19 protein-coding genes are annotated in these 21,002 nt (G+C 71.8%); 10 read left to right on the forward strand and 9 right to left on the reverse strand.

Features of this window, described 5'->3' with window-relative positions; translation table 11 throughout:
* Positions 1–31: 31 nt before the first annotated feature.
* Together OG242_RS31005 and OG242_RS31010 are read right to left on the reverse strand one after the other, a co-directional pair.
* Positions 32–1,825, reverse strand: a complete 1,794-nt coding sequence (locus OG242_RS31005; RefSeq protein WP_405901314.1) for an ABC transporter ATP-binding protein — start codon at positions 1,823–1,825, stop codon at positions 32–34.
* 84 nt (positions 1,826–1,909) lie between these two features.
* On the reverse strand, positions 1,910–3,148 hold the full coding sequence (locus OG242_RS31010) for a benzoate/H(+) symporter BenE family transporter (RefSeq protein ID WP_405901315.1): 1,239 nt from the start codon (positions 3,146–3,148) through the stop codon (positions 1,910–1,912).
* Between the two features lie 116 nt (positions 3,149–3,264).
* On the opposite strand from OG242_RS31010, the gene OG242_RS31015 reads away from it, so the two are divergent.
* Complete coding sequence (locus tag OG242_RS31015) at positions 3,265–3,822, forward strand: helix-turn-helix domain-containing protein (RefSeq protein ID WP_405901316.1); 558 nt, start codon at positions 3,265–3,267, stop codon at positions 3,820–3,822.
* A 28-nt stretch (positions 3,823–3,850) separates the two neighbouring features.
* Here OG242_RS31015 and OG242_RS31020 read toward each other — a convergent pair whose 3' ends face one another.
* The 3 genes from OG242_RS31020 to OG242_RS31030 all read right to left on the reverse strand — a co-directional run bounded on the left by OG242_RS31020 (position 3,851) and on the right by OG242_RS31030 (position 8,890).
* Positions 3,851–4,441, reverse strand: coding sequence for an N-acetylmuramoyl-L-alanine amidase (locus OG242_RS31020; RefSeq protein WP_405901317.1), 591 nt, complete (start codon positions 4,439–4,441; stop codon positions 3,851–3,853).
* A 229-nt stretch (positions 4,442–4,670) separates the two neighbouring features.
* Entirely contained in the window at positions 4,671–6,008 is a 1,338-nt protein-coding gene (locus OG242_RS31025; RefSeq protein ID WP_405901318.1) for an SWF or SNF family helicase, read from the reverse strand.
* Positions 6,005–8,890: a DEAD/DEAH box helicase gene (locus OG242_RS31030; protein ID WP_405901319.1), complete on the reverse strand. Its 2,886-nt coding sequence runs from the start codon at positions 8,888–8,890 to the stop codon at positions 6,005–6,007. The genes OG242_RS31025 and OG242_RS31030 overlap by 4 nt, the downstream gene beginning before the upstream one ends.
* Positions 8,891–9,144: 254 nt before the next feature.
* Between OG242_RS31030 and OG242_RS31035 the strand changes: the two genes are divergently transcribed.
* From OG242_RS31035 to OG242_RS31045, 3 genes are all read left to right on the forward strand, one after another.
* Complete coding sequence (locus OG242_RS31035; RefSeq protein ID WP_405901320.1) at positions 9,145–10,188, forward strand: fatty acid desaturase family protein; 1,044 nt, start codon at positions 9,145–9,147, stop codon at positions 10,186–10,188.
* Positions 10,189–10,291: 103 nt separating this feature from the next.
* Positions 10,292–10,474, forward strand: coding sequence for a hypothetical protein (locus tag OG242_RS31040; RefSeq protein ID WP_018523268.1), 183 nt, complete (start codon positions 10,292–10,294; stop codon positions 10,472–10,474).
* Positions 10,475–10,503: 29 nt separating this feature from the next.
* Positions 10,504–11,046, forward strand: a complete 543-nt coding sequence (locus OG242_RS31045) for an MOSC domain-containing protein (protein ID WP_405901321.1) — start codon at positions 10,504–10,506, stop codon at positions 11,044–11,046.
* Between the two features lie 12 nt (positions 11,047–11,058).
* On the opposite strand, the gene OG242_RS31050 is transcribed toward OG242_RS31045, so the two are convergent.
* On the reverse strand, positions 11,059–11,979 hold the full coding sequence (locus tag OG242_RS31050; protein ID WP_405901773.1) for a hypothetical protein: 921 nt from the start codon (positions 11,977–11,979) through the stop codon (positions 11,059–11,061).
* A gap of 118 nt (positions 11,980–12,097) precedes the next feature.
* Entirely contained in the window at positions 12,098–12,406 is a 309-nt protein-coding gene (locus OG242_RS31055; RefSeq protein ID WP_405901322.1) for a hypothetical protein, read from the reverse strand.
* 109 nt (positions 12,407–12,515) lie between these two features.
* Between OG242_RS31055 and OG242_RS31060 the strand changes: the two genes are divergently transcribed.
* On the forward strand, positions 12,516–13,418 hold the full coding sequence (locus tag OG242_RS31060) for an oxygenase MpaB family protein (protein WP_405901323.1): 903 nt from the start codon (positions 12,516–12,518) through the stop codon (positions 13,416–13,418).
* 30 nt (positions 13,419–13,448) lie between these two features.
* On the opposite strand, the gene OG242_RS31065 is transcribed toward OG242_RS31060, so the two are convergent.
* Positions 13,449–13,952 carry a MarR family winged helix-turn-helix transcriptional regulator gene (locus OG242_RS31065; protein ID WP_405901324.1) on the reverse strand — a complete coding sequence of 168 codons (504 nt, stop codon included), beginning with the start codon at positions 13,950–13,952 and terminating at the stop codon, positions 13,449–13,451.
* Between the two features lie 91 nt (positions 13,953–14,043).
* Between OG242_RS31065 and OG242_RS31070 the strand changes: the two genes are divergently transcribed.
* Entirely contained in the window at positions 14,044–16,155 is a 2,112-nt protein-coding gene (locus OG242_RS31070) for an MMPL family transporter (protein WP_405901325.1), read from the forward strand.
* Between the two features lie 58 nt (positions 16,156–16,213).
* Here the strand turns inward: OG242_RS31070 and OG242_RS31075 are convergent, their stop codons facing one another.
* Positions 16,214–16,789 carry a TerD family protein gene (locus OG242_RS31075; RefSeq protein ID WP_405901326.1) on the reverse strand — a complete coding sequence of 192 codons (576 nt, stop codon included), beginning with the start codon at positions 16,787–16,789 and terminating at the stop codon, positions 16,214–16,216.
* 444 nt (positions 16,790–17,233) lie between these two features.
* Between OG242_RS31075 and OG242_RS31080 the strand changes: the two genes are divergently transcribed.
* The 4 genes from OG242_RS31080 to OG242_RS31095 all read left to right on the forward strand — a co-directional run bounded on the left by OG242_RS31080 (position 17,234) and on the right by OG242_RS31095 (position 20,976).
* A complete protein-coding gene (locus tag OG242_RS31080; protein WP_405901327.1) occupies positions 17,234–18,640 on the forward strand; it encodes an LCP family protein in 1,407 nt (468 codons plus the stop codon).
* A 118-nt stretch (positions 18,641–18,758) separates the two neighbouring features.
* On the forward strand, positions 18,759–19,172 hold the full coding sequence (locus OG242_RS31085; protein ID WP_405901328.1) for a roadblock/LC7 domain-containing protein: 414 nt from the start codon (positions 18,759–18,761) through the stop codon (positions 19,170–19,172).
* 195 nt (positions 19,173–19,367) lie between these two features.
* A complete protein-coding gene (locus tag OG242_RS31090) occupies positions 19,368–20,447 on the forward strand; it encodes a DUF6397 family protein (RefSeq protein ID WP_405901329.1) in 1,080 nt (359 codons plus the stop codon).
* A gap of 40 nt (positions 20,448–20,487) precedes the next feature.
* Positions 20,488–20,976 (forward strand): GNAT family N-acetyltransferase, encoded by a 489-nt coding sequence (locus OG242_RS31095; RefSeq protein WP_405901330.1) that lies wholly within the window; start codon positions 20,488–20,490, stop codon positions 20,974–20,976.
* The last annotated feature ends 26 nt before the right edge of the window (positions 20,977–21,002 follow it).

Raw genomic sequence — 21,002 nt, forward strand, 5'->3', positions numbered from 1 at the left:
GGGGTCCCGGGCGCCCGGGACCCCTCCGCCGCTACGGGAACGCCGGCTGGAGGCCCGCGTACACCCCGTGGCGCCCGAGCAGCTCCTCGTGCGTACCGACCTCCGCGATCCGGCCGCCCTCCATGACCACGATGCGGTCGGCGCCCTGGATGGTGGAGAGGCGGTGGGCGACCACGAACACGGTGCGGCCGTGCACGAGCCGGGACAGCGCCTCCTGCACCAGCGCCTCCGAGCGGTTGTCCAGCGCGGAGGTCGCCTCGTCGAGCACCAGGACCCGCGGATCGCGGATCAGCGCCCGGGCGATGGCGAGCCGCTGCTTCTGGCCGCCCGAGAGGCGGGCGCCGCGCTCACCGACCACCGTGTCCAGGCCCTGGGGGAGCCGGCGGACGAACTCCATGGCGTTGGCGTCCTCCAGCGCGCTCAGCAGGGTCGCCTCGTCGGTGCGCCCCAGACCGTACGTGACGTTGTCGCGGATGCTGCCCTCGAAGAGGATCGACTCCTGCGGCACGACCGACAGGAACCGGCGGTAGCTGCGCAGGTCCAGCCCGGCCATGTCGGTGCCGTCGAGCAGGATGCGGCCCGAGGTCGGGCGGATGAACCCGATGAGCAGGTTGAGCACGGTCGACTTGCCCGCGCCCGAGGCTCCGACCAGGGCGATCGTCTCGCCCGGCCGCGCCGACAGCGTGAACCCGTCGACGGCCGGCTGGGCGTCGTCGTAGGCGAAGGCCACGTCCTCGAAGTCGATGCGCCCGGTGACCTGCTCCACCTGCGCCTTGCCCGCGTTGTGCTCCAGGTCGGGCGCCTGGAGCACCTCGCCCGCCGAACGCACCGACTCCAGCCCCTTGGTGAGGATGGGGGCGAGCCCCAGAAGCGTGGTCACCGAGCCGGTCAGCACGGTGAAGAAGGCGCTCAGCATGACGACGTCCCCGGCGGTGACGGGCATCCAGCCGTGGTACGCGACCAGCGCGGACCCGGTGAGGCAGAGCACGCCGAGCGTGTTGAGGATGACCCAGGCCAGCGACCCGAAGCGGCCGTTGAGCATGTCCAGGCGGAGCCCGGCGGCGAACACCTGCCGCAGCGAGCCGTCCACACGGCCCAGCGCGGTCCGCTCCAGGCCGTGGGCGCGGGTGATGGGGATGAGGGTGGTCATCTCGCCCACGCGGGAGGACAGCTGCTCGACCTCGCGGCGGAAGGACTCGTTGTGGCTGCGGAGCCGGCCGCGCAGCTTCATCACGAGGAACCCGGCGGCGGGGACGACCACCAGGAAGACGGGCAGGAAGGACGGCACCCGGATGCCGATGACGACGAGCCCGCCGACCAGCGTCACGACGGCGCCGAGCCCCATGTCGGCGCTCTGCTGCACCATCTGCTCCACGGCTTCGACGTCGCGGACCACCTTGGCCTGCAGGACGCTGGAGCTGACCCGGGCGTGGTAGCCGACGGACAACTGCTGCATGCGGCGGCACAGCGCCGAGCGCAGGGTGATGCCCATGCGGCGGATGCTGCCGCCGAGGCACCGCACGTACCACTGGTGGAGCGGGTAGTTGAGGACCAGGATGAACAGGAGCAGCCCGGTCGCCTTCCACAGTTCGGACTCCGGACCGTGCTGGACCACCACGTCCAGCACCGTCGCGGTGATCAGCGGCAGCAGCCATATGGGGCTGTGCTTCACGGTGAAGAGGACGACGGCGAGAGCCAGGCGGCCGCGGTCCGGGCGGAGGAGGAGGGCGAGGGTACGGAACGGGTGTTCACCGCGGTAGCGGTGGTCCAGGTGGTCGAAGGGCGCCAGGGATTCGGCGGAGGGTGGGGATACCGCTTTCTGCATGCCACCATCCCACCCCGCCACCGACGCCCGGGGCAACCGCGTTCCACGGACGGGACACGGGCGCGCGCAGGGCGACGGGAGCGGTCAGCGGACGGGGAGTCCGCGGGGCTGTTTCTCCGGTGCCGGCTTCTCGGGGCCGGGCCGGCCGGGGCGCCCCGGCGAGGCGATGGCGCTGGTGACGAGGCCGGCCAGCAGCCCCCAGAACGGGGAGCCGATGCCCAGCAGCGTCACGCCCGACGCGGTGGCGAGGAAGGTGACCACGGCTGCCTCCCGCGACTCCTTGTCGGAGAGCGCCGAGGCCAGCGAGGACTCGATCGTCGCGAGCAGCCCGATGCCCGCGACGGCCATGACGAGTTCGTGGGGCATGGCAGCGAGGAGCGAGGCGACGGTTGCCCCGAGCAGCCCCACGCAGAGGTAGAAGAACCCGGCCCACACGGCGGCCAGATAGCGCTTGTCCCGGTCGGGGTGCGCCTCCTCACCCGTGCAGATGGCGGCCGTGATGGCGGCGAGGTTGAGCCCGAACGCGCCGAAGGGCGCCAGCACCGCGTTGGCCGCGCCGGTCCATGTCATCAGCGGGGAGACCGGCACCTCGTACCCGGAGGCGCGCAGCACGGCGACACCGGGCAGGTTCTGCGAGGCCATCGTGACGACGAACAGCGGCGCGCCGACGCTGACGAGGACCTTCCAGTCGAACTCCGGCGCGGTGAAGACCGGGGTGGCCAGGGAGAGCTGGACCCGGCCGGTATGCCAGCCTCCGGTGAACAGGGTGGCCACCACCCCCGCGGCCAGCGCCAGCAGCACCGCGTAACGCGGCAGCAGACGACGGCCCAGCAGATAGACGACGAACATCGGGAAGGCGACCGCGAAGCTGTGATGCATGGTGCTGAACAGGCCCGTGCCGAATCGCAGCAGCACCCCGGCGAGCAGAGCGGCGGCCAGCGGTACGGGGATGCGGCTCATGACCCGGGCGAACCACCCCGTCACACCGCTCACCAGGATGAGCAGCGCCGAGAAGATGAAGGCGCCGACGGCCTGCGGCATGGAGACGCCGGTCAGACCCGTCGTCAGGAGTGCGGCCCCGGGCGTCGACCACGCGGTCACGACAGGCGCCCGGTGACGCAGTGACAGACCCGCACACGTACAGGCCAGACCGATGCCGAGGGCGAGCATCCAGGACGAGATCTCGCGCGCGTCGGCCCCGGCGGCCTTCGCGGCGGTGAACACCAGCGCCGCCGAACTGGTGACCCCGACCAGCACGGCGATCAGCCCCGCGGCCACGGCGGAGGGAGGTGCGGCCGAACGTATGCGGGTCAACGAGGACATGGGTGAGCCACTTCCGGGGTGCCGCCGAGTGTTCCGTATACGGAACGTTCTGTTTGTGGAACACTAGGGACGCGGGCCTGTGCCCGTCAACCACGACAGCGGGCAGGCGGACGGCGATGGGGCTGAACGAAGACGTGGGACGCAGGCTGCGCGCCCTGCGCCAGGACATGGACGTGTCCCTTTCGGAGCTGTCCAGGCGCTCGGGGGTCGGCAAGGGCACGCTCTCGGAGCTGGAGAGCGGCCGCCGCAATCCCACCCTGGAGACCCTCTACGCCCTCACCACCGCCCTCGGACGCCCGCTCAGCGCGGTGCTCAGCGACCCGCTGCCCGGCGGCGCCCCCGCCGGGGACCGGTCAGGCGTCTCGGGCAGCGCCGTCACGGCGGTACTGCTGGAGCGGTACGAGGACGGAGGAGCGGTCACCGATGTGTTCCGGGTGACCATTCGCGCCGGCGCGGTCCAGGAGTCGGAGGCGCATGTGCCGGGTACGTCGGAGAGCCTGATGGTGCTGGCGGGCACCGCCGTCGTCGGGCGGCCGGGCGACCTCAGCACGGTCGGGCCCGGGGGCTCCGCACGGTGGACGGCCGACCGGCCCCATGTCTACAGCGCGCCCCACGGTGATGTGCAGGGCGTCCTCTTCGTGCGCAGCCCGGTCGCGGGGGAGGGGCGGAGCTGAGCGGCCCCCACCCCGCCGGGAGCGTCGCTCAGCCGGTGCCGAGGAGGTTGACCAGACGGATGTAGCGGACCCAGTCCCAGTGCGGGCCCGGGTCGGTGTGGTCGGTGCCCGGGACCTCGACGTGGCCCAGGATGTGCGCGCGGTCCTTGGGGATGTCGTAGCGGTCGCAGATGGAGGCCGTCAGCAGCGCCGACTGTTCGTACATCGAGTCGGTGAAGTACGCGGGCTGGTCCACCCACCCCTCGTGCTCGATGCCGATGCTGCGCGTGTTGTAGTTCCAGTTGCCCGCGTGCCAGGCGACGTCCTTCTCCCGCACGCACTGGTCGATGTACCCGTCGCCCGAGCGCACCACGTAGTGCGCCGACACCTGCTTGGCGGGGTTCTGGAAGATGGACACCGTCTCGGAGAACGTCTCCTGGGTGACATGGATGATGACGTGGTCAACGGGGTACGCCGACGGGCGCGAGGACGCCGTGTAGTTGGACGTCGAAGCGGGAACCCAGTGCGCCGCCGGGTAGTCCACGGCGCCCGTCGTCGCCGCGGTGGCCCGGACGGAGGCGGGAATCAGCGCGCCCGCCGCCGCGACTACGGCGCCCTGGAGGATTCTTCTGCGTTCCATGCGTACTCCTGTGGGGGGTCGGATGGGCAGGGGGATGCGGATGGTGCGGTACCGCGCGTGGTCACCGGGCGGCCCGTCCGGTGACGGGAAGGCGCTGTCCGAAGTGCGGCCCAGTCGTGCGCGGGCCCTACCGTACGGGCGCCGCGCATGTCGCGGAAGATGGGAGGATACCCAAATCCTTTTCAGCAGCTTGGATCTGACGGCTCGTCGGCCGTGTGTCGACCCGCCGTCAGATGCCTTCCGCCTGCGCCCAGGCGGCCGCCGGGTCGTCGTCGGCCGGACCCGCCGGGAACCACTGACCGTCCTGCCTGCGGTACGGGTACCAGCGGCCTTCGGGTCCGTAGCGGAGCTGGAGGCCGCCGTCCGCGGCCGTCCAGCGGTTGCGCTCGGCCCGCAGCCGGGGTGCCTCGTCCTCCTCCCACGCCTCGGCCAGCCCGGTCCTGGCCCGGGCCAGGACCTCGCCCTCCAGGGCCCGGTCCTCGTCGAGCACGGACAGCGCGGTCGCGCCACCGTACCGCCAGGCGGCGACGGCGGCCGGGAAGCCGGCGCGCGGTCGCCCCGAGCCGGACGCCAGCCGGTTCACGATCCACGGCTCCGGACGGGCGTCGGCGGCCAGCCGGACCGCGTCCTGGCGCACGGTCAGCCCCTCGGTCACGGGCCGGTGTTCGTGGTCCGGTGCCAGCGCCTCCGCCAGCATCCGGTGGGCCCGGGCGGCGGCGTCCCTCGCCAGCATCTCCAGCGCCGTCGGGTCCACGCCCGCCTCGGGGTCGGCCTCCGTGTCGAGTGAGGGGGCATCGCCCGGTGCCTCGGGAAGCTCCGGCGGGGCCGGCAGCGCGGGCAGGATGCCGCCCATGGCGAACGCCTGTGCCGCCGGCACGCCGGCAATCTCCGGCTCCGCCGCCCGCTCCTCGGGGCCGTCCGCGTCTTCCGGCGCCCCGGCCGGCATCGCGATCCGCTCCTGGAGCTCGTCCAGCAGCCGCCGCTCGCCGCGCCCCCGCATCAGCAGCAGCACGAACGGGTCCTGGTCGAGCAGCCGGGCGACCTGGTAGCAGAGGGCGGCGGTGTGCAGGCAGTGGTCCCACGCCTCGCAGGTGCACTGCGGCTCCAGGTCACCGATGCCCGGGAGCAGGTCGACCCCGGCCGCCGCCGCGTCCTCGACCAGATGCGGCGGCATCTCGCGGTCGAGCAGTGCAGCGATGTGGCCCGCCCGCTCGACCGCCATGCCCAGGAAACTGTCCCACTCCTGCCCGTCCAGCTCCTGGAGCAGTACATCGCTGCGGTACGTGCTCCCGTCCCGCTCGCTGACCACCGCGGTGATCCGCCCGGGCCGCACCGACACGGCGCCGACGCGGCCCTCACGGGCGACGCGCCGCCCCTCCTTCAGCTGCCGGAGGTCCAGAGCGGTGTCCTCCAGCGCCTTCAGCCACGCCTTGCCCCACCACGACGCCGCGAAACCACGGCCGGGCGCCGGGGGCAGGGCGGCGAAGGTGCGCTCCTGAGCGAACACCCCGTCCTCCCGGTCCTCGCCCTTGTCGGCGAAGTCGTCCGCCTCGTATCCGTCCCTCATCGCGTCCCCCCTCGAAGCTCCACCAGATCGGCCAGCTCCGCGTCGCTGAGCTCGGTCAGCGCGCTCTCGCCCGACCCCAGCACCGCGTCCGCGAGCCCCTGCTTGCGGGCCAGCATGTCCGCGATCCGGTCCTCGATCGTCCCCTCGGCGATCAGCCGGTGGACCTGCACCGGCTGGGTCTGCCCGATCCGGTACGCACGGTCGGTGGCCTGCGCCTCGACCGCCGGGTTCCACCAGCGGTCGAAGTGCACCACATGGCCCGCCCGGGTCAGGTTGAGCCCGGTGCCCGCGGCCTTCAGCGACAGCAGGAACACGGGTGCCGCGCCCGCCTGGAACCGGTTCACCATCTCCTCCCGCGCGGCCACCGGTGTGCCGCCGTGCAGGAACTGCGTGCCGATGCCGCGTGCCGCCAGATGCCGCTCCAGCAGCCGCGCCATCGCCACGTACTGCGTGAACACGAGGACCCCGGCCCCCTCCGCCACCATGGTGTCGAGCAGTTCGTCGAGCAGCTCCAGCTTCCCCGAACGGCCCGCGATGCGCGGCTCCTCCTCCTTGAGGTACTGCGCGGGGTGGTTGCAGATCTGCTTGAGCGAGGTCAGCAGCTTCACCACGAGCCCACGCCGGGCCATCCCGTCGGCCTCCGCGATCGCCGCCAGCGTCTCCCGTACCACCGCCTCGTAGAGGCCCGCCTGTTCCGGCGTCAGCGACACCGCCCGGTCCGTCTCCGTTTTCGGTGGCAGCTCCGGCGCGATGCCGGGGTCGGACTTGCGCCGGCGCAGCAGGAACGGACGCACCAGCGCGCCCAGCCGCTCGGCCGCCACCGGGTCGCCGCCCTCAACCGCCCGCGCGTACCGGGTGCGGAACGTGCCGAGCCGGCCCAGCAGGCCGGGCGTCGTCCAGTCGAGGATCGCCCACAGCTCGGAGAGGTTGTTCTCCACCGGGGTGCCGGTCAGCGCCACCCGTGCCCCAGCGCCGATGGTGCGCAGCGCGCGGGCGGTCGCCGAATACGGGTTCTTCACGTGCTGTGCCTCGTCCGCGACGACCATGCCCCACCGCGTGGCGGCGAGTTTCGGCGCGTCCAGCCGCATCGTTCCGTATGTGGTGAGGACGAAACCGCCGTCCGCCAGGTCCTCCAGGCCGCGCGAAGCGCCATGGAAGCGGCGGACCGGGGTGCCCGGGGCGAACTTCTCGATCTCTCGCTGCCAGTTGCCCATCAGCGAGGTCGGGCAGACCACGAGCGTGGGCCCGGCGCCGCCCTCGACGGTCTGGCGGTGCAGATGAAGGGCGATCAGGGTGATCGTCTTGCCGAGCCCCATGTCGTCGGCGAGGCAACCGCCGAGGCCGAGCGAGGTCATGGTGTGCAGCCAGTTCAGGCCGCGGAGCTGGTAGTCCCGCAAGGTCGCGATGAGCGTGGCCGGCTGACCGACGGCCGGCCCGTCGTCCTGCCGGCCGGCGGGATCGGCGACCCGCTCGCGCAGCCGCTCCAGCCAGCCCGTCGCCCGGACCTCGACCCGTCGCCCGTCGACCTCGGCGGAACCGGTCAGGGCCGCGCCCAGCGCGTCGATCGGGGAGACCTTGCGGTCCTGGGTCTGCCGGGCCCGCCGCGCCTCGTCGGGATCGATGAGCACCCACTGGTCGCGCAACCGCACCAGCGGCCGTCCAGCCTCGGCCAGCCGGTCCAGCTCCTCCCGGCTGAGCTGCTGGTCGCCGAGGGCGAACCACCAGTTGAAGGTCAGCAGGGCGTCGGACGACAGCAGCGGCGCGGCGTCCGAAGCGGTACGCGAAAGGCCCCGGGGCGCGCCGCCGTCCTCCTCCTCGCCGTCCGGGCCGATCACCGCGCGCGCCGTGAGCTTGCGGGCCGTCAGCTCCCTGGGCCAGTGGACCTGGACCCCCGTCGCGGCGAGCGCCCGGGCGGCACTGCCCAGCAGTTCGGTGATCTCCTCGTCGGCCGGCTCCACCGCGTCGGGCACGGACGCCGACAGCAGGGGGGTCAGCGTCGGCCAGGCCCGTGCGGCACGGCGCAGCATCAGCAGCGCGTCCATCCGGGCCCGCGGTCCGAAGGCGGCCGCGGCCGGACCGCCGCCCGCCCAGATCTCCGCGGCGTCGGCGACCACGGCCGGGTCGTTGACGCTGTGGATCTGCGGAACCACGCGGAACGACGGCCCGGAGCCCGGCTCGTCGTCCCGGTCGAGGCCCGTCACCTCCACCCGCAACGACAGCCGCACGCCCGCGTCGTGACCGGCCGCGACATCGGCGGCCCAGGCGCGGTGGGCGGGCAGACGCTGCGGCTCCGGAGCGGTGAACGCGGGAGAGCCGGCGGCGAGCGGGGCTGCGGGCGTCCGGGGCAGGCAGTCGGCGACAGCGTCGAGGAACGCCCGTACCAGCCGCTCCGGTTCGGGCAGGAGCAGCGGCCGGGCCGCCGCGTCGAGGGGCACGGCATGAGCCGTGGGCGGCATGGACGCGGCGAGGGTGCGGATGCGCGTCCGGTCGTCCGCGGTCAGCGGTCCGGAGCGCCAGGTGTCGTGGTCCGTCGCGCTCAGCCCCGGAAGGAGCAGGCCACGGGCGGCGAACTGCAGGGCCAGCAGTCCTGCCGCGCCCCAGAACGCCACGGCTGCGGAGGCGCCGGCCGACGCCCGCGCACGCGTCAGCACGGGCAGCGCGTCACCCACCGGAAGCAGGCGCGCCGGAACCTCGTACGGCAGACCGTCGGCGTCGGCCACCGTCAGCGTGCCGTTCTCGCCGGGGCCGTCGGGGGGACTGCTGCCGTCGGGGTGCCAGAAGGCGAGGCGGCCGGTGCGGGAGGGATCCGACGGCAGGAAGACCACGGAACAGCCGGCCAGTGCGGAGATCTCGGAGAAGGAAAGGGAGGGGAGGCTGTGCACAGCGATGTCAGAGTCCTCAAATTTGACTAGCCGACTGAGGTCGCCGAGGGTACCTCAACTCTCGCGAAGAAGGCCCCTTCCGGTCTGTGATCTGGGCCACTCGGTGGGCCGTGGTGCTGCCGGCCGGTGCAGGAGGACCCCCGGGACGTCATGGGGCTGGCACCACCACACCTCGGGTGGTGGCGCCATGGTTCCCTAGCCCTCTCCGACCGTACGTTTTCTGAGGTCGGAGCGGATTCGAGACCGGAGACATCATGCCCCAGGCCACCCTTGCCGTCGCGGAGCGTACGAGCGACGGAACCGGAAAACCAGGAAGCGACTTCGCGCCCCTGCTACGCGCGGTCAAGGCGAGAGGGCTCCTCGAACGGCGCACCGCCTGGTACGCCGCGGGCATCACCGTCAACCTGCTCGCCCTGGCAGCCGTCGTCACCGGCATGGCCCTCCTGGGCAACACCTGGTGGGTTCTCCTGCTCGCCCTGCCCCTGGCCCTCGTCTGGGCCCGCACCGCGTTCGTCGGACACGACGCCGGGCACGCCCAGATATCCGGCAACCGCCGGGCCAGCCGCGCCATCGGCCTGTTCCACGCCAACCTGCTGCTCGGCATGAACGAGGCATGGTGGAACGACAAGCACGTACGCCACCACGCCAACCCCAACCACGTCGACAAGGACCCGGACGTCGGCGTGGGCGCCCTCGTCTGGACCCAGAAGCAGGCCGCCCAGCGCGAGGGCTTCGCCCGCTGGCTCACCCGCAACCAGGCCCGCCTGTTCTTCCCGATGCTGCTCCTGGAGGGCATCGCGCTCAAGATCTCCGGGTTCCAGTACCTGAAGCAGCAGCCCGTGCGCGAGCGCGGCCTCTCCGCCCTCCTGCTCATCGCGCACCTCGGCCTCTACGCCACCCTCCTGCTCACCGTCATGTCCCCGGGCAAGGCGATCGTCTTCGCCCTGGTGCACCACGCGCTCTTCGGGCTCCACCTCGGCATGGCCTTCGCCCCCAACCACAAGGGCATGGAGATGCCCGACCCGGACGGGGACCGCTGGGACCACCTGCGTCGCCAGGTCCTCACTTCGCGCAACGTACGCGGAGCGGCCCTCACCGACTGGTTCCTCGGCGGCCTCAACTACCAGATCGAACACCACCTTTTCCCGAGCATGCCCCGCCCGCACCTGCGCCTGGCCCAGCCCCTGGTCAAGGCCCACTGCGAGGAGCTCGGCCTGCCGTACGCGGAGACCGGACTCGTCGAGTCCTACCGGCAGGCGCTCGCCCATATGCATGAGGTCGGTGCGCCGCTGCGGTGACCGGACACGGCTCGCACGAGTAGGCGGAAACCAGGAACCGATGAGGACGCACAGGCGTTCTCTCCATCAGAGGCGGCCACAGGCCGCGAAGGAGGCGTGGACGATGTCGAACAGCGCGAAGGTAGCCATCGGGGGAGTCGTCGTCGCAGTCGTCCTGATGCCGTTCATCGGGTTCTGGCTGTCCCTGCTGGTGCTCGTCGGAGTCCCCGCGCTCGCCTATCTCGCCCTGGACCCGGGCCAGCGCCGACGGCTCCGTAGGATCACACGCAAGGAGATCGGCCGCTGAGGGCCGGTCGCTGAGAGGGGACTCCCGCCGTGAGTGGCACCGTGACCGCCGTCAGCAGGAACGAGACCTACACCTTCACCAAGCCGAACCGCGACAGCGTGACGCTGCTCGCGGGCCTCGGCGTGGAAGGCGACGTGCACGCGGGGGTGACGGTCAAGCACCGCTCCCGGGTCGCCCAGGACCCCACCCAGCCGAACCTGCGCCAGGTCCACCTCATCCACGAGGAGCTGTTCGACGAGGTCAGCACGGCGGGCTTCGAGGTGGCGCCGGGCGAGCTCGGGGAGAACGTGACCACGCGCGGCATCGACCTGCTGGCCCTGCCGGTCGGCACGCGACTCCACCTCGGCGCGGAGGCCGTCGTCGAGGTCACCGGGCTGCGCAATCCGTGCCTTCAGATCGACAACTTCCGGGGCGGCCTCCTCAAGGAGGTCGTCGGCCGGGACGAGGCGGGCAACATAGTCCGCAAGGCCGGGATCATGAGCGTCGTCGTCACGGGCGGCGTGGTCGGTCCCGGTGACCGGGTGACGGTCGAACTCCCCGCCGAGCCCCACCGCCCGCTCGAACGCGTCTGATCCCTCCGGCGGTCAGGACGGCCGTACGGCCAGCGTGTCCAGCCCCGTGAGCAGCCCCGGCAGTTCCGGTCCGCGCCCGACCGGCAGGATCTCGCCCGGCACCTCGTCCAGGAGCAGGAAGGCGATGTCGTCGGTCCTGGCCACCATCGACCAGCCGGGGCCGTCGGCCCGGATCATCCGGGCGTCCCCGGGCGCGAAGGAGGACCGGACGCGGCCGGGCGGCGGCGGATCGTCGAGGTAGCCGCGCGCTTCGGCGAGGGCCCGCCGGATGCCGGGGTGCGGGGCCTGCGGTTCGCCGTCGGCGGCATGCGGTTCGCCGTCGGGGGCTCCGTCGGCTGCTGCGGCCTCCGGTGAGGCATGGCCGTCGTCGTCGCCGTTGCTCGCGGCGGCCGCTGTCTCGTCGCCGGCGGCTTCCGCACCCGTCGGGGCGGACGCGGCGTCGTCCATCTGGCCGCGCCAGTCCGCCCACTGCGAGGCGATGGCGTCCGCGCCCAGCCGACGCTGGGCCGGTCCCCACGTATCGGTGTCCGGAGGCGTCAGCGGGGCCGTGTCCTCGCCGACCGCCTCCGGACCGGGGTCGTGCGGCGCGGGCACCCCGGGCGCGGCTACGGCGACGGCGAGCGGCCAGCCGGGGAGCGCGCAGACCACCGAGCGGTCGTCGGGCGACAGGTCGTACTCCATGCCGCAGTCCCAGGACGCGATGGCCACCGCCACCAGGGAGACGTCGTCGACGACTACGGTCCACCGGGCGCCGTCGCCGTCCTGGCCGAGGACCAGCCCGTACCCCTCGGCATACGGCTCCAGCCCCAGCGCCGCGCACGCCGCCGGATAGTCGTCACCGAGCACACTGGGGAACTGCGCGGGTGTCAGCAGGATCGCGGTCAGCACAAACAGTGCGTCGTCGTCGGCGACTGTGTCGTCCGTCCCGGCCACTGCACCCTCCTCGTCCGTCATGATTTCCGTCGGCGCACCCTAACCAGTGGGTAACCCCCTCGTCGAGGCCCTGACAAGGCAGTCCATCCGGCCGGGGTGCGCCTCGGTGACGGCCGGCTCAGGCGTGGGACACCCCGAGCAGCTCCCGCGCCACTGTCTGCGGTGATTCGCCCCGCTCCCGGGCCAGCGCGATCAGCGCCCGGCAGGCCAGCTCACTGACGCCGAACGACAGCTGCTCCGGTGACACCCAGCCGCTCGCCTCGTCCATCCGCTCCTCGTCGTCCTCCGCCGACGCCGCGACGAACGCCGCCGCCGCCTCGAAGAGGTTGTGCTGCCGGCGCACGGGCGCCGGTGCGGCCTCGGCCGTACGACCGCCTCTGCGGCCCGGGGACACGGCTCTGCGCAGAGCACCGAATATCTCGGTCATGGGGGAACCGCCTTCCGTCAACGCGTCGACGCGCGTGCGTCGCGCGTACTCACCGTCCTGCCCCCGGACGTACGCTGGGACACTCGACCTGGACAAGGGGGACGGTGCGGTGAAGCGTTACGACCGGCTTAAGGAGATCCAACGCCTCGATCCGGAGCGGGACTTCCTGGAGATCTACCGGATCACCGCGACGTACGAGTTCCCGTGGGACATCACCCGCGCTCTCGAACTCGCCCTGTACCGCACGTACGCCGTCCCGAGTATCGGCAGACTCCTCGCCGAGACGGCGGAACTGACGGCCCGTTCGCAGAAGCGGTACGACGACACCGCGCTGCTCCTGGACACGGTCGTCGAGCACGGCTTCGACAGCCACCCGGGGCGCACGGCCCTCCGCCGTATCAACCGCATGCACGCCGCCTACGACATCAGCAACGACGACATGCGCTACGTCCTGTGCACCTTTGTCGTCACCCCGAAGCGGTGGCTCGACGCGTACGGCTGGCGCAGGCTGTGCGACCACGAACTGCGGGCCTTCGCCGCGTACTACAGGACGCTCGGCGCCCACATGGGCATCAAGGACCTGCCGCAGACGTACGAGGACTTCGAGCGCACGCTCGACACCTACGAGGACGCGCACTTCGGCTGGGACGAGGGCGCGCGTGCGGTCTCGGACGCCACGCTGGAGCTGATGGCCTCCTGGTACCCGCGACCTCTCGCCCCGCTCGTACGCGGCGCAAGCCTCGCGCTCCTGGACGATTCGCTGCTGCGCTCCTTCCGCTACGAGCGCCCCACGCCCGTGGCCCGTGGCATCACCCGGGGCGCGCTGCGGCTGCGCGCCCGCGCCGTACGCCTGCTGCCACCGCGCACCACTCCGCACTACGCACGGCAGAACCCGGAGATCAAGGGCTACCCGGGCGGATACGACGTGGCCGCGCTCGGTACGTACCCCGCTCCGGGCGTCCGCGGCTGCCCCGTCCGCGATCTCGCGCGACCGGAGGCCGCCGCGGAATGACGAGGGGCCGGTGGCGGCCCGGTCCTACGCTCACGGCTCGGTGCGGCGCAGCTGCGCCAGCTCCTCGTTCATCACTCGCAGGAAGCGGATCACCACGCGTAGTTCGTCCTCGTCGAACTGCCGGCGCGCCGCCTCCGTGCCCGCCGCCAGCGGCTTGAAGAAGTCACGCGCCACATGTTTCGCGGCGGACGCGTAGTGAAGATGGACCACCCGGCGGTCACCGCCGTCCCGCACCCGACGGATGTGCCCCGCACGCTCCAGCCGGTCCAGACACGCCGTCACCGCCCCCGAGGTGAGATCCAGCTGCTCGCGCAGCCGCCCCGGCGTCATGGCGCGCCCCTCCTGGCTCCGGTCCGCGTCCAGGATGGCGACGAGGGCCTGCACATCCGTCGGGTGCAGCCCCTGGGCCTGCGCGAACTCATGCGTGATGCGGTTGAACTCGCTGTTCATACGGCGCAGCAGCACAGCGAACGACTGGAGGCCCGTGGGCCCGCCGTCCGTGCCTCTGTCCGGGCCTTCGTCTGCGGTGCGCATACACCTACCGTAATATCTCTCAATCATTGAGATAATGAATGGCCGAGATACTTCGGGCAATGTGTGTCATGTGTCGACCCCTGAGGAAGCAATGAAGCCCCCACCGAGGCACCGCGTCGTCCGATGGCTGGTGCCCGTAGCGCTCCTGGTCGTGTGGCTCGGCATCGGAGGGGCCCTCGGGCCCTTCGCCGGGAAGCTCGGCGAGGTGGCCACCAACGACCGCGCGGCGTTCCTGCCGCGCAGCGCCGAGTCGACCAAGGTCGCGGACGAGCAGAAGGCCTTCCAGCGGTCCGGGACCGTGCCCGCGATCGTCGTGTGGACGGGCGCTGACGGCGGGCTCCCGGGTGACGCCGGAGCGTCGGCGACCAAGGCGCTCGCCTCCCTGCAGGGCAAGCCCGGCGTGGTCGGCACGCCCTCGCCCGCGCTGCCGTCCGAGGACGGCGAGGCCCTGTCGGGCGTCGTGCAACTGCGCTCCGACCTGGGCGACGAACTGCCGGACACGCTCGACCGGGTGCGTGACGCGGCCGATTCGGTGACGGGCACGACCGTTCGGATCGCCGGACCCGCCGCCACCCAGGCTGACCTCAAGGACGCCTTCGCCGGAATCGACGGACTCCTGCTGGGGGTGGCGCTGGCCGCCGTGCTGGTGATCCTCCTGCTGGTCTACCGCAGTGTGCTGCTGCCCTTCCTGATCATCCTCAGCGCCGTCTTCGCGCTCGCGCTCGCCTGTGCGGTCGTCTACGTCCTCGCGGACCACGACGTCGTGCTCGTGGACGGCCAGGTCCAGGGCATCCTGTCGATCCTGGTGATCGGCGCGGCCACGGACTACGCGCTCCTGCTCACCGCGCGTTTCCGGGAGGAGCTGGCGGGGCACGGCGACCGGACGACCGCCGCCCTCGCCGCACTGCGCCGCTCCTTCGGCGCGATCACCGCGAGCGCCGCCACCGTGGCCCTCGGACTCCTCGCGCTGCTGCTCAGCGACCTGACGAACAACCGCGCCCTGGGGCCCGTCGGTGCCATCGGCATCGTCTGCGCGGTGCTGAGCACGATGACGTTCCTGCCCGCCGTGCTGGTGCTGTGCGGCCGGGCGGCGTACTGGCCGGCCAAGCCGCGCGCCGTGGACGAGGCGACCGGCGGGCACGGCATCTGGCGCCGGATCGCCGCGCGCGTCGACGGGTCCCCGCGCAAGGTGTGGCTGTCCTGCGCGGTGGTGCTCATCGCCTGCGCCGCGTTCGCGCCCACCCTGAAGTCGCAGGGCGTCCCGCTCGACGAGATCTTCGTGAACGACGCCCCGTCGGTCTCCGCCCAGGCGACGCTCGGCAAGCACTTCCCGGGCGGCTCCGGCAACCCGGCCGTCGTCGTCGCGAAGGCCGGCCGCGCCGACGAGGTGACCGCGGCGGCCGAGGCGACGCCCGGGGTGGCCTCCGCCGCGCCCGTGACGGCGTCCGGCCGGCCCGGCGGGGGCAAGCCGCTCGTCGTCGACGGCCGGGTGCGCATCGACGTGACGCTGAAGGACGCGGCGGACAGCGAAGCGGCCACGGAGACCGTCAGGCGCCTGCGTACCGCAGTCCACGAAGTCACCGGCGCCGACGCGCTCGTCGGGGGTTACACGGCGCAGCAGTACGACACCCAGCGCACCGCCGAGCGCGACCGCTCGATCATCGTGCCGGTGGTGCTCGTCATCATCCTGCTGATCCTCATGGGCCTGCTGAGGTCCGTCCTGGTGCCGGTGCTGCTGGTGGCCACCGTCGGCCTCAACTTCCTGGCGACCCTCGGGGTCTCGGCCCTGGTCTTCAAACACGCCTTCGGCTTCAGCGGCACGGACGCGTCGGTGCCCCTGTACGGATTCGTGTTCCTGGTGGCGCTAGGCGTCGACTACAACATCTTCCTGATGTCCCGTGTGCGCGAGGAGGCGTTGGAACACGGAGCACGCCAGGGGATGCTGAGGGGCCTGGTCAGCACGGGCGGCGTCATCACGTCGGCGGGCGTGGTGCTGGCGGCCACCTTCGCCGCGCTGATCGTCATCCCGCTGGCGTTCCTGGCACAGATCGCGTTCATCGTGGCCTTCGGTGTCCTGCTGGACACGCTGGTGGTGCGGTCCCTGCTGGCCCCGGCGCTGGTCGTGGACATCGGCCCCCGGGCCTGGTGGCCGAGCGCCATCAGCCGTACCGCACGGGAATCGGAACCCCCGGCCTCCGGCTGAAGGTCGGGCGAGCGGAACAGGCCCGGCCTCCGCCGACGCGGAGCCGGGCCTGCCGTGCTCAGACGTTGACGCCGAAGTCCTTCGCGATACCCGCCAGGCCGGAGGCGTACCCCTGGCCGACCGCACGGAACTTCCACTCGCCGCCGTGCCGGTACAGCTCGCCGAACACCATCGCCGTCTCCGTCGACGCGTCCTCGCTGAGGTCGTACCGGGCGAGCTCCACACCGTTGGCCTGGTTCACGACGCGGATGAACGCGTTGCGCACCTGGCCGAAACTCTGCCCCCGGCTCTGCGCGTCATGGATGGAGACCGGGAAGACTATCTTCGCGACCTCGGCGGGGACCGTCGCGAGGTTCACGTTGATGGACTCGTCGTCGCCCTCGCCCTCACCCGTCAGGTTGTCCCCGGTGTGCTGGACGGAGCCGTCCGGGCTGTTGAGGTTGTTGTAGAAGACGAAGTGCAGGTCCGAGACGACCTTGCCGCTCTCCGCGCACAGCAGTGCACTGGCGTCGAGGTCGTGGTCGGCGCCGGTCGTCGTCCGTACGTCCCAGCCCAGGCCGACCGTCACCGCGGTCAGGCCGGGCGCCTCCTTCGACAAGGAGACGTTGCCGCCCTTGGCCAGGGTCACACCCATGAACTTCCTCCAATGATCCAGTGGTTCACCGACCGGTGCTCGCGCGTTCCGGCGGGCGATGGCCCGGCTGTCGCCCGCAACGAACGACGGCCGTGCCCCACTCTTCAGGAATCGCGAGGATTTGCCCAGGGCGCGGGCGGTGTGCGGCCCGATTACTCGACGGGTGGACGGGGAAGACGCCTCTTCCCTCGTCGCCCCACGGCCTCTTCCGGTCAATGTTTCCGGTGCTCCTGTGCGGACAGGGGATCGGATCGACGATGGTGAAGTGCGGTGGCACAGGAAACCACCGCAGTTCACAACCAGCAAACCGCACAACAGCACGACCGTACGGGCGCGGCCGACAGGCCGCCCCGTGCGGCAGCCGTACGAACGGGGTGGCCCATGACAAGCAGGAACAGAGGGACAGGGACAGGCGGGAGGGGAAGCCGTCTGCGGCGGACGGCGGTGTCCGCACTCTCCTTCCTCGTCCTGCTGGTCGCCGGAGTCGGCTGGGGATACCTGAAACTGACCGGCAACATCGACACGTTCAGCGCCGACGGCATCTCCGGGGACCGCCCCCCCGGCTCGTCCGGCGGGCAGAACGTACTCGTCATCGGGTCGGACACTCGCTCGGGCAACAACAAGGGCCTGGGCGGCGGAACGGGGGCGGTCGGCCGCTCGGACACCGTGCTCCTTCTTCACGTCTACGCCGACCGCAAACACGCCGTGGCCGTTTCCGTTCCCCGCGACGCCATGGTGGACATCCCGGCCTGCCGGAAGCCCGACGGCAGCTGGACGACGCCGCAGCACCACAGCCAGTTCAACGGGGCGTTCTCGGTGGGGGAGACCGTCGAGGGCAACCCCGCCTGCACCCAGAACACCGTCGAGCACCTGACCGGACTGCGCGTCGACCACACGGTGGTCATCGACTTCGCCGGGTTCTCCGCACTGACCTCGGCGGTCGACGGGGTGCCGGTGTGCCTGCCGAAGGACGTGTACCAGCGCGATCTGAATCCGAAGCGCACGACCCGGGGCTCCCTGGTCTTCGAGAAGGGCCCGCAGACGGTGGCAGGCCGGCGCGCCCTGGACTACGTACGGTTGCGGCACGGCATCGGTGACGGCTCGGACATAGGGCGGATCAAGAGGCAGCAGGCATTCGTCGCCTCCCTGGTGAAGAAGGTCAAGTCGCGTGGCATGAACCCCACCACGCTGTTGCCGCTGGCCAACGCCGCGACCGAAGCGATGACCGTCGACCCGGGGCTCGGCTCGGCGGACAAACTGCTCTCCTTCGCCCTGTCGATGAAGAACATCGACCTGCACAACACCAAGTTCATCACCGTTCCCTGGCGCTACGAGGGCGAGCGCGTCGCCGTCGTGGAGCCCGACGCTGACGCGCTGTGGGCGGCGCTGAAGGCCGACCGCCCCCTGGACGCCGAGGCGAAGGCCACCGCCTCGCCCAAGGCCTCGCAGCCCGCCGTCTCCGGCGAGGGCATCCAGGTCGCGGTGTACAACGGCACCACGGTGACCGGCCTCGCGGCCAAGGCCGCCGGTCTCCTGCGCGCCCACGACTTCACCGTCACCGGCACCGCCACCGCACAGGACCAGACCCGGTCCTCAACCGTCGTCGAGTACGGCCCCGGCCTGCGGGAACAGGCCCGCACGGCGGCAAGGCTCTTCCCGGGCGCACGGACCACCGAATCCACCGGCGCCGGGAGCGGCATTCAGGTCACTGTCGGACAGGATTACGCGGCCGAGCCGTCGGCCGCGCCGGACACCGCCTCAACCACACCGGCGCCGGGCGCCCCGGCCGACCTCGCCGACGAGGCCCGATCGGCGGACGACGACCCCTGCTCGAACCTCACCTACGGCTGAACCCCGCCGAACGCTTCCGGACCGGTGGCCGGAGCGGCGTGCTTGCCCGTACGTGACCCGTGCGCAAGGCTGGCACACGAGTGAGGTACGGGGAACGCGTGAACGGGGAGGAAACAGAATGGCGCTGGACAGGGGACTCGACTGGCTCCTTGACGATCTCACCAACCGGGTGGAGCACATACGGCACGCCCTGGTGCTGTCGAACGACGGTCTGGTGACCGGCGCGAGCACCGGGCTGGCCCGTGAGGACGCCGAACACCTGGCTGCCGTGTCGTCGGGGCTGCACAGTCTGGCCCGTGGCTCGGGGCGGCACTTCCGCGCCGGCAAGGCCCGGCAGACCATGGTGGAGTTCGACGAGGCACTGCTCTTCGTGACGGCTGCGGGGGAGGGCAGTTGCCTGTGTGTGCTGAGTGAGGCGGAGTCGGACGTCGGTCAGGTGGCGTACGAGATGACGCTTCTGGTCAACCGCGTGGGACAGCACCTGGGCGTGGACTCGCGACAGGACGGGAGCGGGGGAGTCAGCCGGCTCTGACGGAAGCGAGGACAGCCGCCGCCGGGCCCGTGGAGTTATCCACAGGCCCGGCGGCGGTTGACTTCCCCGGCTACTCTGGTCACAGAGAGTATTCGCGACTCGCGGGGGAGTGACGTCATGTCGACGACGAAAACACGTACAGGCACGGGCTTTACGACCGATACCCGTGCGGAATCGCTGCCGGGGTTCAGCACCGTGTGTGACGGCCTGGACTCCACGGTCGCCGCCGGCCGCGCCGCGACGGAACTCGAACTCAAGCGGAGGGAGTTCGATCTCGCGGTGTACCTCGGGGCGGTCGAGGTACGGACGGGACCGGACGGCCGGCCCAGGGTGGGCCGGGAGGAGATCGCGCGCCTGCGGTCCCAGGGCGGTTTCCCGGACGCGCTCCGCGAGCGGGTGCGTACGGTCGGGACGGCGGAGGGCGCCCAGTTGCTCGGGATCAGTCCCGTCCGCTTCACCCGGCTGGCCAGGGCCGGGTGCCTCACGCCCGTCGCGTTCTACCTCAACCGCTATCGGGCGGTCGTATGGGTCTATCTCGCCCAGGAGGTCGAGGCGTTGGGGGTCCGGTCGCCGGAGTTGCTCGTGGGCAACAGCCCGCCCTGGATGCGGAGCCGCCTGGATGCCGGAGGCGACTGGCGGCCGCGCAACTGGCGCTCGCGCCGGATCGAGCGCCTGCTGGCCCTCACCGAGGACCCCTGGGCGCGCGCGGCGATCGTGGCCCAGGGCCTGGACCCGGTTCAGCTGGCGGAGGTGGTGGACGACCCCTACGAGCGGGCCCACTTCGGCAGGGTCGGGCCGGAAGCGGTGTCCGGCCGAAGGGGGTCGGTCGCCGGGCGCGAGGCGCTGGCCCGGCTGATGCCCGCGGACGAACCGGACGAGATCCTCTGGCGCCGGATCAGCCTCATCACGGAGCTGGACGCTGCCCGCGAGGCCCGCCAGGCGCCACGTCCGGGAGACGAGAGGTGGGCGGGGCCGGACGACCCGCCTGCCTTGTCCGCGGCCTCGACGGGGCCGGCGGCGCAGGAGGCGGGCGACAGCGCGGCTGTGGCCGGAAGCCTTGCGAAGACGGCGACGCCCTTGGGAAAGCCCGGCTCACGCAGCCTCATGTCACCACGAGAGCCCGACGACCTCGGCCTGCCGCTTGTTCCGTCCGTTCCGCCCGCTGCGGTCCGTTCCGCGGGGCCGCGTAGCTTGCTGGCCCGGCTCCGGTCCCGGGCGGCCCGGGGAGTGGGGCGACGCCGGCCACGGCGCGGCGGTGCGAGGCGTTCCGGATAACCGGTGGTGGCGCGGGGGACGGCCAGGCATTCTGGGCGCCATGTTGATCAGGGAAGCCACCCCCGAGGACTGGCCCGCCATCTGGCCCTTCTTCCGTGAAATCGTCGCCGCCGGCGAGACGTTCACCTACCCGCTCGACCTCCAGGGGGCCGACGCCGCCGACTGGTGGCTCCTGAAGCCGCCGAACCGGACCGTGGTCGCGGTCGCCGACGACGGGACCGTCCTCGGCACGGCGAAAATGAACAAGAACCACATGGGCAACGGCTCGCACATCGCCAGCGCCAGTTACATGGTCGCCCCCCGGCACAGCGGGCAGGGTGTCGGCCGGGCGCTGTGCGAGTACACCATCGACTGGGCGCGCACGGCCGGGTACCGGGCCATGCAGTTCAACGCGGTGGTGGAGACCAACACCGCGGCGGTGCGGCTGTACGAGTCGCTGGGCTTCGAGATCCTGGGCACCCTGCCCGAGGGGTTCCACCACCCGGCCGTGGGCTACGTGGGACTGCACAACATGCACCGCAAGCTCTGACCGGCCGATGACGCGGCTGCCACCTC

This window comes from Streptomyces sp. NBC_00727 (genome assembly GCF_045161745.1).
Lineage (GTDB): Bacteria > Actinomycetota > Actinomycetes > Streptomycetales > Streptomycetaceae > Streptomyces.

Bases quoted from the DNA above. Each gene is read 5' to 3' on its own strand.
- OG242_RS31015 (WP_405901316.1), top strand. From the start codon at position 3,265: ATGGGGCTGAACGAAGACGTGGGACGCAGGCTGCGCGCCCTGCGCCAG.
- OG242_RS31085 (WP_405901328.1), top strand. From the start codon at position 18,759: ATGGCGCTGGACAGGGGACTCGACTGGCTCCTTGACGATCTCACCAAC.
- OG242_RS31020 (WP_405901317.1), bottom strand. From the start codon at position 4,441: ATGGAACGCAGAAGAATCCTCCAGGGCGCCGTAGTCGCGGCGGCGGGC.
- OG242_RS31055 (WP_405901322.1), bottom strand. From the start codon at position 12,406: ATGACCGAGATATTCGGTGCTCTGCGCAGAGCCGTGTCCCCGGGCCGC.
- OG242_RS31035 (WP_405901320.1), top strand. From the start codon at position 9,145: ATGCCCCAGGCCACCCTTGCCGTCGCGGAGCGTACGAGCGACGGAACC.
- OG242_RS31075 (WP_405901326.1), bottom strand. From the start codon at position 16,789: ATGGGTGTGACCCTGGCCAAGGGCGGCAACGTCTCCTTGTCGAAGGAG.
- OG242_RS31040 (WP_018523268.1), top strand. From the start codon at position 10,292: ATGTCGAACAGCGCGAAGGTAGCCATCGGGGGAGTCGTCGTCGCAGTC.
- OG242_RS31010 (WP_405901315.1), bottom strand. From the start codon at position 3,148: ATGTCCTCGTTGACCCGCATACGTTCGGCCGCACCTCCCTCCGCCGTG.
- OG242_RS31065 (WP_405901324.1), bottom strand. From the start codon at position 13,952: ATGCGCACCGCAGACGAAGGCCCGGACAGAGGCACGGACGGCGGGCCC.
- OG242_RS31070 (WP_405901325.1), top strand. From the start codon at position 14,044: ATGAAGCCCCCACCGAGGCACCGCGTCGTCCGATGGCTGGTGCCCGTA.
- OG242_RS31025 (WP_405901318.1), bottom strand. From the start codon at position 6,008: ATGAGGGACGGATACGAGGCGGACGACTTCGCCGACAAGGGCGAGGAC.
- OG242_RS31095 (WP_405901330.1), top strand. From the start codon at position 20,488: ATGTTGATCAGGGAAGCCACCCCCGAGGACTGGCCCGCCATCTGGCCC.
- OG242_RS31005 (WP_405901314.1), bottom strand. From the start codon at position 1,825: ATGCAGAAAGCGGTATCCCCACCCTCCGCCGAATCCCTGGCGCCCTTC.